Below are 14,204 nucleotides of genomic sequence, written 5' to 3' on the forward strand. Positions count from 1 at the left end.
TGCGGGATGCCGCAGCAAAATTCGATGACTTCTAAACCGCGTTGAATGTCGCCTTTGCTGTCGGCAATGACCTTGCCATGTTCGGACGAGAGCATATGCGCCAGATCATCCATATTGGCCTCAACCAAGCGCTTGAATTCGAACATCACCCGCGCACGGCGCTGCGGGTTGGTTATCGCCCATGCTGGCTGCGCCGCCAATGCCGCTTGCACCGCACGCTCAAGCACTGCCGCATCGCCCAGCCCCACACGCGCCTGAACGCCACCATTGTTCGGGTCCATGATATCGCCAAAGCGCACTGAAATGGCGCCCGCGCCACCGCTGATAAAATGATCGATTTGACGCATTTTTTGTTTTTCCTTTTAGCAAAACGTCCTTGCAGATGATTGGCGAACGAAGCGCTGCTGCCCCCTGAGATCGGGCCAGCATCTGCAATCTTTGGGTCGTGATCTCCGTGGAGTTTCAAACTCCGGATTATTAATGCTCGTAGTTCTTGAGCGCCGTATCGCGATTATAGGGAGTGAGCTCATTAATGCGTCCCTGCTCTACCTTTTCCAGCCAGTTAGGGTCCGCAAGAAGAACCCGGCCCAGTGCGACGAGATCAAACTCGTTGCGCTCGAACATCTTTACAAGATCCTCCAGGCGACCCAACATGGGAGACGATACGCCTTCGACAAAATCCTGCATCAAATCTCGATCCATGCCGATTGATCCTACGGTGATCACTGGCTTACCCGTGACCTCCTTGATCCAACCACCCAGATTTTTGTGGTCGCCTTCGAACTCGGGTTCCCAGAAGCGGCGCTGCGAAGCATGGAAAATATCCACCCCGGCACGGGCCAGCGGGTCGAGCCAGCAGTGCATCTCGTCCGGATTGGCGGCGAGTTTTACATCATAGTCATAGGTCTTCCATTGTGAGACACGAAAGATGATAGCAAAATCTTCGCCTACCGCTGCGCGGCAGGCGGCAATAACCTCGGCCGCAAATGTGACGCGGTCCGCAATGTCCGGTCCGCCATAGCGATCATTTCGTAGGTTGGTTCGATCCCAGAAGAATTGATCAAAAATATACCCATGGGCCCCGTGCAATTCGATTGCGTCGCATCCAATCTCTTTTGCCAAGCGGGCAGATTTTGCGAAGGCAGCGATGGTATCATCAATATCCTGTTGAGTCATGGCGCGACCACCCTCAATGTCCGGCCCAGCGAAGCCTGACGGACTAACCAACGGAGCATGGGGTGAATCGGGGAAGTTGAAATCCATACAACCGCCGACATGCCATAATTGCGGAACAAACATCCCGCCTTCGGCGTGGACGGCATCGATTGCGCCCTTCCATCCGGCAAGCGAATCCTCGCCATCAAATAGCGGGATATTGTCTGCGGCAACAGCGTGATCAATCGCCACTCCAGTGCCCTCAGTTATAATCGTACCGACGCCACCAGCGGCCCGACGGCGATAATATTCTGCCCCGTCGTCCCCTAATACGCCCCCCGGAGCAAAATAACGCGACATCGGCGCCATGCAGAAACGGTTTGGAGCTTTCAGCGACTTACACGCAAACGGTGTATGCAGCGGCGCCAACAAGGCGGCTAAATCGTCAAGCGGAGCAGTAGACATCAAATTAAATCCCTTAAAAATGCGAGCAGTGCCTCATTATAGGCAGAAGGATTCTCGAGCTGTGGGGAATGTCCTGTGTCCATTGTTAGAAGCGTTCCATTCGCAGCGCAGTTTGCGGCAAAGCCTGCAATCGCAGGGTCAGCGATTGTATCTTTTGTTCCGCCAATCGACAGGACGGGGAAATTAAAAGATGCCAGCAGTTCACGCTGGTCAAGCGTCGCAAGACCGGCAAGTGTTTCGCTCGCGCGCGGCGCAGTTGCCAAGAACCCGCGCTCGACCCATCCAATCATTGCCTCGCTTGCGCCTTCACCCGATGCGCCTTCCGCCAGCGCCCGGAAAAAGCCGGGGCGGTCAGCGGTAATTGCGCCAGCGATTGCCAGAACGTCTTCAGGCATTCCGCCGTGCGGAAACCCGTCGCCCTGCACATAACGCGGCGATGCCCCACAGGTCAGAATAAGTCCTGCGACACGATTACCGAGCAATGCGGCAGCGGCAACGGCCACAGCGCCGCCCAAGGACCAGCCATTTAACACGACCCGCGGTACATCACAGCGATCGATGATCGCAGCCACATCGCCGGCAATCGCAGCAATCGACATATCGGTAAAATCCCGGTCGGAACGACCGCAGCCACGGTGATCAATCACAATGGCGCCATGTCCGGCAGCAAGGAGCCCCTCGACAGCGGAAGCCCAATAATCTCCCGACATGCCCCAACCGTGGATCAGTACGACCGGCAATCCGGGCGCACGGTGATGCTCAAAATACACGCGGCCACCAGTATCAGTTTCAAAATAAGCCATAAAAGCTCCTATGCAGGCGGCGACAGGGTGACGCCGGGAAGCGGATTGAAGTGGTGCATCTTCACCTTGCGGTGCGCGATTTTCCAGACGCCCTCGCGCCTTTCGAACCTATCAAAATAAGTCGCACTGACGGTTTGCGCCTGACCATCTGATGTCGTGCCAATGCAGTCCACGTCACAAAGGCCGGTCGCGCGGTCATCGCCGTCAAAGGAGATAACGAGATTAGTGGTAAAGTGACTGGAGGCAAGCCAAGCGTCCCACAGAATATCCTTGGTGACATGCGCAATGCCGTCCAAACCCTCGAAACTACCAAAAGGAGGGCCAATGTCCCATGTGGCATCGGGCCACCATATTGCACTGAAACGTTCCCAGTCGCGCTTGTCGAAGCCATGGCAATAATCGCTAACCAAATCATGCATCGCGAACCGGCTCTCAACACGGTCTAAACGTTGTTCGATATTAGAGATCTCTGTCATATCAATTCCTTGAGATATCGCACATCAGTCAAGATATGCGGCGAATTTCTCCCGCGCTGCGGCGAGACGGGCTGGCACATGATAGCTCGGGAAAGGCCCAGGGAACGGCTGAACATCTCTCAATATGTCCTTCGCCACGCCGACTTTGTGCACCTCGGTCGGTCCATCGACGATCCCCATTTCGGGCACATATTGCCACATATCCATCAATGGCGTTTCGTTCGACATGCCAAGTGAACCGTGCAGATGCAGTGCGCGATACACAACATCCTTAAGCACGCCCGGCATGGCGGCCTTAATGGCACTGATTTCGCGCCTCACTGGGCGGGTATAGGCCTGATCGCGGTCAAGCAGCCATGCGGCATAGAGGACATGTAAGCGAAATTGCAGAATCTGCGTATAGCTGTCGGCGATTTTCTCTTGGACCATCTGCTTGTCGGCCAAACGTTCGCCCTTAGTGGTACGGCTAACGACGCGCTCTGTCATATATTCCATCGCTTTATTCAGCATTCCGACAGTGCGCATCGCGTGATGGATACGACCGCCTCCAAGGCGCGACTGAGCGACCTTAAAGCCAGCACCGATTGGACCAAGATGGTTTGCCTGAGGTACGCGGCAGTTGGTGAAACGAAGATAGCCGTGGACCCCGCTGCCAATCTCATCTTTTGGACCAACGGCGGTATTTCTTATGATCTCAAGTCCGGGCGTGTCATGCGGGACAATTAACATTGTCGACCCCTCATGCACCGGAACATCAGGGTCAGTTATGACCATGACAATCAGGAACTCAGCAATGCACGCGTGGCTAGCGTACCATTTCTCACCCTCAATCACCCATTCGCCGCCATTTAAATGCGCCTTGCAGGTGAACTCGCCAGGATCAGCCCCAGCCTGCGGTTCAGTCATCGAATAGCAGGAAACAATCTCACCATCGAGCAGCGGTTGAAGATATTTAGCCTTTTGTTCGGGCGTGCCGAAGCGCGCAAGTATCTCTGCATTGCCTGTGTCAGGCGCTTGTGTCCCAAACACAGTAGGCGCAAAGCGACTGCGCCCTAGAATTTCGTTCATCAGCCCAAGCTTCAGCTGGCCAAGGCCTCTTCCTCCGAGTTCGGGACCAAGATGGCAGGCCCAAAGCCCCCGTTTTTTAACCTCTTCTTTAAGCGGTGCCATGATACGCGCAGCGCGCGACCGCGGGTCAACATGCGCACCGGGATCGCGAAACACCAGATCGAGTGGTTCAATCTCCTCGGCAACAAACCCGCGCATCCATTCCAGTTGCAGTTCAAATTCAGGCTCGTTTGAAAAATCCCATGCCATCAGTAAATAGTTTCCTTACTTTGTTGGTTCCAACCACATTCATCGACCTGCTTTTCAGGCACATTCGCTCCGTATTTTCGCGTCAGACACATATACGGCCTGCACTTCACTTGCTCCTCTTGCACCACTCGAGTTTGGAGCCGCTTTACTTGGACGCCCGACTCTTATGCCACTCTTTCCCACGGCTGATATAACCCTTCCGAATCTTTGTTGCATAGTTACTAGTTGAGAACAAGCAAGAATGGTCAAGCATGGGAATAATGAGAATTATTCCATTAAATACAGATGGATAAAAACCTTATCCTGATATAATTCATTCTTTTTACAAAATTTACTTGTCGATGACAAGCAAGTGAGGCATCCTGCAAGATGGAGCGTAAATTGCGACATCTGTAGGGGAGATCGCGACCAAATCGTGCGCCCGTTTTTGGAGAGGAATGATCATGATAGATCGTATAAAAATCACGCGGCTGCTTACCACCGCTGCAATTATATTATATCCTGCGTCAGTAGTCAGTGCGCAGGAAACAAACACGGAGACGCAGGCAGAATCGCAGGGGTTGGAAGAAATACTTGTTACAGCTCGTAAGCGCGACGAAAACATGCAGGATGTCCCTGCATCGGTCAGCGCGCTATCTGCTGGCGAACTGGAAAGGCGCTTTGATTCCGACATACGTGACTTTGCCGGCGCATCACCGAACATCGTTATTGATGATACGCAGCAAGGTCCGGGCGGCGTTGCCGCTATTTATATCCGCGGCATCGGCGTCGGGGATGTCGAAAAGTCAGTCGATCCAGCCGTCGGCGTTGTTTTTGATGATATTTACATCGGGCAGAGCTCAGGTAGTTTGCTCAAGGCGATCGATATTGATCGTGTTGAGGTTCTGCGTGGACCACAAGGAACATTGTTCGGACGCAACGCCACGGGTGGCGTAATCAATCTCGCGCGCTCGCGACCAACTTATGATCTTACTGGAAAGGCACGCGCGACTTACGGTCGGTTTGACACATTCAAGATCGAAGGTGTTACCAGCACCGGCCTGACAGATAATGTAGCGGTCAAAGTCAGCGGCGCTTATGAAAAGTCCGACGGCTATATGTATAATAAATTCTTTAAACAACCAGGGCAGCGGTCTGAATTCTACGCTGTTTCAGGTGCACTGTTGTTTGAGCCGACCGAAAATCTCGACATTCAAGTCAGCTACGATCATCAGAAAACCAAGCAGGATCCGCCACAATTGCTCGCGGTTAATCGGCCGACCGACTTGTTCTGTAAAGCATATGCCCAGTGCTCGCCCAAGCCCGGCGTTCCCACATCGGGGGATCGCTATGTGAGCGTCTCTGACGGACGGCTGGACAAAAACGCGACATTTAAGCTCGACATGGCAGTCGCCAAAGCGACCTATGATGTCGGATCCGATATGCAGATCGATTATATTCTCGGCTGGTTGAAAACAGACGAAACAATCACGCAGGACTTCGACACCACACCATTTACGCTGTATCACACGGATCGGCCTGCGCGCTGGCGCCAGACCACGAACGAATTACGGCTGACTAAGGGTGGAACAGGTCCAGCAACATTTGTGCTGGGTGCCTATCTGTGGGATTCGCAATATACCATCAATCTGAAGAACTATATCGGCTTTGCTGGACCGCCACTGCTTACCAGTGCACAAGATGTCACGCAGACCAACAAGTCATGGGCAATCTATGGCGAGGGCGACTATGATCTCATGGAAAAGCTCACGCTAACGGTTGGCGCGAGATATACGAAGGACAAGAAGTCCAGCATCGTCAATGACTTGCCAGTAAAAATTTATGGAACTCTGATTGAAGCAAACCCAATTGCTACGCTTCCTGGAACCATAAAAATGGCGAAGCCCGCCGAGGAAAGCTGGAAAAAGTTCACGCCGCGCGTTTCGCTCCGCTACGAACTTTCTGACGACTCTATGGTCTATGGCTTGTGGTCACGCGGCTATCGTGGAGGCGGCTTCAATGGGCGTCCTGCGACGCTTAGTGCGGCAACCATACCTTATGATCCTGAAACACTCGACAATTATGAAATCGGCTTCAAAACCGAATTTGCGGACAACCGGGTTCGATTGAACGGGTCAGCTTTCATAATGAAGTATAAAGATATGCAGCAGGATCTGGACGTTCCAGCACCTGGCACATCAACGGGACGCGAGAACCGCACGATCAACGCGTCCTCAGCTGAGTTCAGGGGATTCGAACTTGATTTGACAGCACAGTTGTTTGATGGCTTCACGCTCAATGGAAATCTTGGCTATCTTGATGCGAAATATAAGGACTTTTTCGGTGACATCTACAGCACAGGCAAACCTGTAGATGCTTCGTTCCTGAAAATCCGTCGCGCACCAAAATGGACAGGGAGCCTTGGAGGAACATATGAACAGGACATCGGCAACGATGCGTCGGCATGGATTTCAGGCGATGTCCGTTACATCGGCGGCCATGAAATCACGTTCCTCAATAATCCAAACCTGCGGAACGGCGGCCAATTCTTGGTAGACGCATCCATCAACGCACGGTTCAACCAGACAACCGTTAGCTTGTTCGGCAAGAATTTGGCGAACGAAAATGGCTGGACGATCGGCTACGATGTTCAGGGCGTTTGGAGTTATGCGGCACCGCGTCCAAGCCGGACATGGGGCATTGCCGTGACGCAAGCGTTTTAAGCAGGATTGATATGACTCAACAGCCAAAGCTTGAAACGCGGCGATGGGTAGTTACTGGTGCATCGCGGGGCCTTGGCCTCGCGATCGCCAGGATCGCCGCGAGCCATGGGGATAAAGTTGCCCTTTTCGCGCGCGGGGAGAAAGTTCTTGATGAGGCCCGGGCGATTGGGGACAATGCGATGGGCCTTATCGTAGATGTAACCGATCCGGCGTCCGTATCGGATGCTTGTGCGAAAGTGGCCGAGCGTTGGGGCGGCATTGATGTCCTCGTGAACAATGCGGGCCTGCATCGTGGCGGGCTAATTGGCTCTCTTTCCCAAGGTGATTGGCAAGCCGTTATTGACACCAACCTCTCTGGCCCACTTAACTGCGTTCGTGCCGCACTGCCTTATTTGGGTGCAGGTGGCTCGATCGTTAACATCGGTGCCGTTGTTGGTCTTCGTGGTTTTGCCGGCGATGCTGCATATGGGGCGTCTAAAGCCGGACTGGCTGGACTAACGCAGGTATTGGCCATTGAACTGGCGCGCAGCGGCATAAGGGTTAATCTCGTAATCCCTGGTATGGTCTCGACCGAAATGACGGCAGGCATATCTGCGCGCGCCAAAGCGAGACTTATCGAAAGCATTCCACTTGGTCGTGAAGGCACGGCCGACGAACTAGCCAATGTCGTCTGGTGGGTGGCAGGATCGCCATATATGACGGGCTCAACGATCTCCAATGATGGTGGATTGCTGTGCAAGCTGTGAACGATCCGGCCGAACGGTTTTGCCGTTGGTTGGAAGAAAATGCAGATTTTACCGAAGTGCGGATCGCGCGCAGGCTTGCGGGCGGCAACGCGAATGTAACCAGTCTCGTGGAAACCGCGAGCGGTCCATTGGTGCTACGTCATCCACCTCATAATACGGTATCTGACCTTGCCAGCGCCGGTATCGCGCGCGAATTTCGCTTCATATCGGCTATCGCGGGCAATGCGCCGGTCGCCGAACCCATATTATATTGCGAAGATCCGGATATACTGGGCACCCCATTTTCCCTCACGCGCTTCGTGTCGGGAACGGCGATTACCGACACTTTTCCGCCCGCTTATTCTAACAGCATCGCAACTGTCGATGCTGTCGGCATCGCATTGATAGATGCCCTCGCCCAAGTACATGCGATTACGCCAGTTCCTGAAAGCTTGGGTGATGTAAAGAAAGCGCGGGATTTTGTTGCCCGCCAGATCGAACGATGGCGGGCGGTGCGCTTAGCCAGCAAAGTCCGCGATCTACCGCTGGTCGAAATACTCGGAGCGTGGCTCGCCGAAAACGTTCCAGAGCCTGAGACGGTACGTATCGTCCATTGCGACTATCACCTCGACAATGTGTTGATGGACCCGATTGAACCAAGAGTCACAGCCATACTCGATTGGGAAATGGCAACATTGGCCGATCCCCTTGTCGACGTCGGGCTTGTCACCGCAATGTGGAATCGCGATGAAAGCCTGCCTCTCGGCTTCGCCTTTGTGCAGCGCGTGTCGAATGTTCATGGAGCGGTCGGCGGTGATGCATTGGCGCAGCGTTGGGCAGACTCAACAGGGCTCTCAATCGAACATCTCTCTTATTTTCAAGCTTTTGCATTATGGCGTCTCGCGGTGATCGTCGAAGGCGCGTATGTTTTGTTCCGCAATGGGCAAGTTGACGGACCTTATGAACGTGGCCTTGAGCACGATGTGCCGGCATTACTCGATGCCGCTCAACGCATTGCTCAGATAAAGGGTATGACATGATGGACGCCACCATGATGCACGAACCGCTAGGCACCGCTGCAATTTTTGCGCATGGCGAGCGCATTCATGCTTCGAGCCGCATCGGCTTATTCGACGGCGCGCAGATGACGTGGCGCAGCTATGCCGAGACAGCCATTCGCGCGCGCCGCCTTGCCACAGCGTTGCGGTTGGCAGGCGTGGAGAAAAATACGCGTGTTGCGACGTTAAGCTGGAATGATTTTGCCCATTTCGAGGCGTATCTTGCGGTGCCCGCGATGGGCGCTGTGCTCCATACGCTAAATCTGCGGCTGCATCCCGATCAGATCCGTTTCATCATGGCCGATGCCGACGACGCTATTCTGATTGCCGACGGCGATTTGCTGGCTGGGCTCCTGCCCCAGATTAATTCGCTCGACGCGCTTAAGCACATCATCGTTACCGGCAATGCATCTCAGCTCACGGGGCTTGAAAAGCCATGGACGCTCTACGAGGACTTTATCGCCGACCATGAGCCGATGGCCGAATTCCTCGATATTGAAGAGACGGCCGCCGCCGCCACCTGTTATACATCCGGAACAACAGGCAATCCGAAAGGGGTCGTCTATTCGCACCGCACGATTTACCTGCATAGCCTGGCATCAATGGCCACAAACGCCTTTGCCTTAGGTGACAGAGATAAAATTTTATTACTGCCGCCTATGTTTCATGCCAATGCTTGGGGTTTGCCTTATTCGGGCTGGCTCGCGGGGGCAGATTTCGTTCTGCCAGGCCCTCATTTGCAGCCCGAAGCGATCCGCCAGATGATCCGCGCAACAGCGCCGACATTTACCGCCACCGTGCCAACCATCTTAAACGATCTGCTCCGCATCGACGCCAAGAACCCAGTCGATATGGGAAGCTTTCGCGTCATCGTGGTAGGTGGCTCGGCGGTGTCCGAAGGCCTCATCGCTGAGGTTGAGCGAAGCTGGAACGTGCCGCTTATCCAAGGTTGGGGAATGACGGAAACTAGCCCACTTTGCGTTCTGTCGCACCCTGCTGCCGACGCATCGGATGAAGAGGCGCGGCGCTTGCGTGCAAAAAGCGGCCGGCCGGTCGCCGGTGTTCGTGTGCGGTTGGTCAACGACGATGGCACGCGTCTCAGCGAAGATGGCAGAACCATCGGGCGCTTGCAACTTCGTGGTGCATGGATTGCGCGCGGCTATCACCGCGTTGGTTCGAGTGGCGTGTTAACCGACGACGGATGGCTGGACACTGGCGATGCGGGAACGATTGATGAACGCGGATATGTGCAGGTAACAGACCGATTAAAGGATTTGATAAAATCAGGCGGGGAGTGGATTCCGTCGGCGGAACTCGAAAATCACATTTCCAGCCTTCCTGATATCGACCTAGCCGCAGTTATCGCAGTCCCCGACCCGCGTTGGGAAGAGCGGCCATTAGCGATTGTCACTACACGAGATGGCGCAAGGCCCGATTTTGTGGGCCTGCGACGCGCCTTGCAGGGTAAAGTTGCACGCTTTTGGATACCCGAATATTGGGCATGTGTCGCTAAACTGCCGCTGACCAGTGTTGGCAAGATTGACAAGCAGGCACTGCGCGAGGCATTCGCGCCCGGTAAGACTAAGTTTGAGAAGATTGAGGACAATCCATGAATGCTCTACCGCTGATGAAGGGCAAGGCTTCCCTTCGCGAGGTAACGGAGGTCCTGCAAACTGCTTTGCCTAAGACACGCGTCAGGCCGCGCATCAGTCGACGCACACAAGCGGAACGAACGGCTCTATCTGATGCCCGGATGTTCGAAGCAGCCATGCAATTGATCGTAGAACAAGGCACACATGCAACAACGCTGAAGGCCGTGGGGGAACGCGCCGGCTATTCGCGAGGGCTGGCGTCTAGCCGTTTCGGATCAAAGGATGCGCTGTTCGGCCAACTTGTTCTGCATTTCAATACCAGTTGGACCCAAGAGCTCGCGAACAAGGTTGGAACACGCGGCGGCGTTCAGGCATGCCTAGCAGCATTGTGCGCGGTCGAAGATTTTCTGTCGAGCCACTCCAAATATATGCAGGCTATGTACATCCTGTGGTTTGAATCGATCAGCACGCACAATGATGTACGCGATCATCTTGCCGCCTATCATGAAATCTATCGCAGCGACGTCGCGCACTGGGTCGAAGAAGGTATTGCGAACGGCGAAATCGACCCGGCAGTAGATGCCGAATGCTATGCATTCGGTTTCTGCAGTTTTATTTTTGGGACGATCTACCAGTGGCTTGTCGCCCCTAACAATGTCGACCTGCACAAACAGTTTGAAGCTTTTCGCCAATTGACCTTGAAGACATTTGCAACAGATTAATTTTCTTCAAAATTTTTTCTTCAAAATATATATATTACAATATATTAACACTTTTTTTTAAGCTTGATTTTTCATTTGCTAGACGCTAGCAAATAAACGGTAAAACGTCGTGGGCGGCACCCGATAATGTTGGAGAGTTGGCTTGGCAAAAGCTGTCGATTCGCTAATCTTAAGGCTCTTGGCGCGTCGTTTGGTGACGGTGACGGGGTTTGCTTCCTGTGCTTCGACAATGCCTAATATCTGCGCTGCAGGAACGGACATAAGATGAGTGGTGCGCAGAGTATTGACGGCCATTTGAAGCAGCCGGTTCTTGATGGGGTGCGGGTGATAGAATTGGCCGGAATCGGCCCTGCGCCCTTTTGTGGCATGATGCTTGCCGATCATGGTGCCGAAGTAATACGTATAGATCGACCTGGGGCCAATGTGAAGGAGCAGCAATGCGATGTTCTGTTGCGTTCACGGCGTTCGATCACATTGGATTTGAAACGTCCTGAATCGATTGAAATCGTGGCCCGGCTCGTCGAAACAGCCGACGGCCTGATCGAGGGGTTTAGGCCGGGTGTGGCGGAACGTCTGGGATTGGGGCCTGAGACTTTAATGCAGCGCAACCCTGCTCTCATATATGGACGGATGACTGGTTGGGGACAAGATGGCCCCCTGTCCAATCATGCAGGACATGATCTCAATTATATATCGATCAACGGATGCCTTGCAGCGCTGGGTCAGGCAGGCAAACCGCCAATGCCGCCGCTCAACCTCATTGGCGATTATGGCGGTGGCGGTATGATGCTCGCCTTCGGGTTCGTATCGGCTCTGTTGGCTGCACGGCAGACCGGCCATGGGCGCGTTATCGATTGTAGCATGGCCGAAGGGTCTGCAGCATTGATGGCCGGCATGTGGTCTCTGAAACATAATGCCATGTGGGAAAAAGAGCCCGGTCAAAACCTCCTTGACGGCGGCGCGCCATTTTATTCGAGCTATGCCTGCGCAGATGGAAAGCTGATCGCTATTGGGGCCATTGAAGCGCAGTTTTATGCACGCTTTATTGAAGCGCTGGAACTGGGCAACGACCCGCTATTCGCGGCGCAGCTTGACCAAGAAAATTGGCCTATTATGAAGCTAAGGCTGAGTGAGATTTTTTCTTCGGCCCCGCGTGAGGCTTGGACGGCTCTCCTGCAACATCGCGACTGTTGTTACACCGAAGTTGTGACGATGGCTGAGGCGCCTGAGTATAATCACAACCGCCTCAGGGGTAGCTATTTAGAGTCGGGTGGCTGGATGCAACCGCATCCAGCGCCGAGATTTGGCGAAACAAAGGTCGTTCTGCCCAAAATGTGGCAGCGCGACGCCGGTCGGGAGGATATTCTTGCAGAAGTAGGAATGGCCGACCCAGATAGGATAACTACAAGTTGAAGACATTGAGGGGCAATGACCGGCACCAACACAGGTCCCGGTAAATTATTGGAGAGTGTGATGACAATAGATAATGCGGACGCAAGTGTGGCCATCAAAAATCGTGAAGACCTGCCGACCCTGGACTATGACGCGATTGTCATAGGCGCTGGCTTTGCTGGACTAGCCCTGATCCATTATCTGCGAAAATTGGATCTGAATGTGCGCGTGTTCGACCGAGCTTCGGACGTTGGCGGCACGTGGGCTTGGAACCATTATCCAGGAGCAGCTACCGACAGTGAAAGCTATTATTATTGCCTGACCTTCTCTCCAGAACTGCTGCAAGAATGGTCTTGGACAAAGCGTTATCCTGGCCGGGAAGAGACGCAAAGCTATATGCGGTTCGTCGCCGACAAATGCGACATGTGGCCATATATTCAGCTTAACACCGAGATCGTCGACGCCCAATATATCGAGGACCGCGGCTACTGGCAGGTAACAACTGGCGACGGCAGTGTCTTTACCTGCAAATATTTCATCAGCGGCATGGGGATGATTTCCGAACCGATGATTCCGAAGATTGCCGGCATGGACAAATTCAAGGGGCCGATCTTTCATTCGTCCCGCTGGCCTAACGAAGGTTTGGATTATGCGGGCAAGAAGGTGGGGATTATTGGTGCGGGTGCAACAACGGTGCAGATGCTTCCAGTCGTCGCCGAAACCGCGGGCAGCGTGACGGTATTCCAACGCACGGCAAATTACATATTGCCTGCAATGCAAAAGTCGATGACGCCCGAATGGGAAAAGGAAATAAAAAGCAATTACGATGCCATTATATCGAAGTGCCGGAACCACGTTTTCGGAATGGCCTTCGATAGCCCAGTGGGGCGTAATGCAATAGATACGCCGGCCGAGGAACGGGAGCGTATTTTTGAAGAGAATTGGACGGGCAGCTTTAGATGGGTTTTTGAAACCTTCGACGATCTTCTCGCTACCCCTGAAGCGAACCGGATGGCAGGCGACTTCATTGGTAAAAAAATGAAAGAGCGCATAAAAGACCCCGCTCTAGCCAAATTGCTTGTGCCAAATTTCGATGATTATCCTCTGTTCGCCAAGCGCCCCCCGCTCGATCATGGATATCTAGAGGCATTCAGCAGAGACAATGTGCATCTGGTCGACATCAAGAATCAGGAACCTCTGGTAGAGATTACGGAGACCGGTGTTCGCACTACCCAAAATGAGTATGAATTTGACATCATCGTGCTTGCGACGGGCTTCAAGGCGTACACAGGCGCGTTGGAGGCGTTTCCGATCCGTGGTGTAAATGGGCAAACGCTCCGTCAAAAGTGGCAGGCCCAATCGAGCAGTATCATGGGGGTATGCGTAACAGGTTTCCCCAACATGTTCGTGGTCACCGGGCCTCAGGCACCATTTGCTAACCTGCCGACGTCAATTGAGCAGAACGCCATGTGGATTTCGCGCTGCATTGATAAGATGGAACGCGAAGGTTTAGATGTGTTTGAGCCGCAAGAAGCAGCCGAAACTGAATGGACTGCCGCCACCAGTAATATTCATGAGCAAACGCTTATGGCAAACGGAGACAAGGTCAATTCGTGGATGATGGGTGCCAATCGGGAAGATAAAGGTGCGCGCGTTCTGATTTATTTCGGCGGTGCCAATGCCTATTATGATGCTTTGGACCAATCGGCTGCCGAAGGTTTTCCGCAACTGTCCTTCAAGACATTATCATAGGCGGCTTTGCATCGGGCATTCAATAAGGCACTCTAGTTAAACCAC

At 53.5% G+C, this 14,204-nt stretch carries 12 protein-coding genes; 7 read left to right on the plus strand and 5 right to left on the minus strand.

The window, feature by feature from the left end:
- The 5 genes from Q0O07_RS08585 to Q0O07_RS08605 form a co-directional block, all read right to left on the minus strand.
- A partial coding sequence (locus Q0O07_RS08585; protein WP_295492542.1) for an aldehyde dehydrogenase family protein occupies positions 1 to 347 on the minus strand: 347 nt, incomplete at its 3' end.
- 130 nt (positions 348 to 477) lie between these two features.
- The gene (locus Q0O07_RS08590) at positions 478 to 1,620 is read right to left on the minus strand and encodes an NADH:flavin oxidoreductase (protein ID WP_295492544.1); all 1,143 of its coding nucleotides are present in this window, start codon (positions 1,618 to 1,620) and stop codon (positions 478 to 480) included.
- Complete coding sequence (locus Q0O07_RS08595) at positions 1,620 to 2,423, minus strand: alpha/beta hydrolase (RefSeq protein WP_295492546.1); 804 nt, start codon at positions 2,421 to 2,423, stop codon at positions 1,620 to 1,622. The genes Q0O07_RS08590 and Q0O07_RS08595 overlap by 1 nt, the downstream gene beginning before the upstream one ends.
- 8 nt (positions 2,424 to 2,431) lie before the next feature.
- A complete protein-coding gene (locus tag Q0O07_RS08600; RefSeq protein WP_295492548.1) occupies positions 2,432 to 2,899 on the minus strand; it encodes a nuclear transport factor 2 family protein in 468 nt (155 codons plus the stop codon).
- 24 nt (positions 2,900 to 2,923) lie between these two features.
- Positions 2,924 to 4,216, minus strand: coding sequence for an acyl-CoA dehydrogenase family protein (locus Q0O07_RS08605; RefSeq protein ID WP_295492550.1), 1,293 nt, complete (start codon positions 4,214 to 4,216; stop codon positions 2,924 to 2,926).
- A 443-nt stretch (positions 4,217 to 4,659) separates the two neighbouring features.
- Between Q0O07_RS08605 and Q0O07_RS08610 the strand changes: the two genes are divergently transcribed.
- The 7 genes from Q0O07_RS08610 to Q0O07_RS08640 all read left to right on the plus strand — a co-directional run bounded on the left by Q0O07_RS08610 (position 4,660) and on the right by Q0O07_RS08640 (position 14,159).
- Entirely contained in the window at positions 4,660 to 6,918 is a 2,259-nt protein-coding gene (locus tag Q0O07_RS08610) for a TonB-dependent receptor (protein ID WP_295492552.1), read from the plus strand.
- Positions 6,919 to 6,929: 11 nt separating this feature from the next.
- Complete coding sequence (locus tag Q0O07_RS08615) at positions 6,930 to 7,664, plus strand: SDR family NAD(P)-dependent oxidoreductase (RefSeq protein ID WP_295492554.1); 735 nt, start codon at positions 6,930 to 6,932, stop codon at positions 7,662 to 7,664.
- Positions 7,652 to 8,683, plus strand: a complete 1,032-nt coding sequence (locus tag Q0O07_RS08620; RefSeq protein WP_295492556.1) for a phosphotransferase family protein — start codon at positions 7,652 to 7,654, stop codon at positions 8,681 to 8,683. Before Q0O07_RS08615 ends, Q0O07_RS08620 begins: the two co-directional genes overlap by 13 nt.
- On the plus strand, positions 8,680 to 10,314 hold the full coding sequence (locus Q0O07_RS08625) for a long-chain-fatty-acid--CoA ligase (protein ID WP_295492558.1): 1,635 nt from the start codon (positions 8,680 to 8,682) through the stop codon (positions 10,312 to 10,314). The genes Q0O07_RS08620 and Q0O07_RS08625 overlap by 4 nt, the downstream gene beginning before the upstream one ends.
- A gap of 155 nt (positions 10,315 to 10,469) precedes the next feature.
- Positions 10,470 to 11,015 carry a TetR/AcrR family transcriptional regulator gene (locus Q0O07_RS08630; RefSeq protein ID WP_295492560.1) on the plus strand — a complete coding sequence of 182 codons (546 nt, stop codon included), beginning with the start codon at positions 10,470 to 10,472 and terminating at the stop codon, positions 11,013 to 11,015.
- 264 nt (positions 11,016 to 11,279) lie between these two features.
- A complete protein-coding gene (locus Q0O07_RS08635; RefSeq protein WP_295492562.1) occupies positions 11,280 to 12,428 on the plus strand; it encodes a CaiB/BaiF CoA-transferase family protein in 1,149 nt (382 codons plus the stop codon).
- A 60-nt stretch (positions 12,429 to 12,488) separates the two neighbouring features.
- Positions 12,489 to 14,159: an NAD(P)/FAD-dependent oxidoreductase gene (locus Q0O07_RS08640; protein ID WP_295492564.1), complete on the plus strand. Its 1,671-nt coding sequence runs from the start codon at positions 12,489 to 12,491 to the stop codon at positions 14,157 to 14,159.
- The last annotated feature ends 45 nt before the right edge of the window (positions 14,160 to 14,204 follow it).

The sequence above is a fragment of the Sphingorhabdus sp. EL138 genome, from assembly GCF_945890115.1.
Classification (GTDB): domain Bacteria; phylum Pseudomonadota; class Alphaproteobacteria; order Sphingomonadales; family Sphingomonadaceae; genus Sphingorhabdus_B.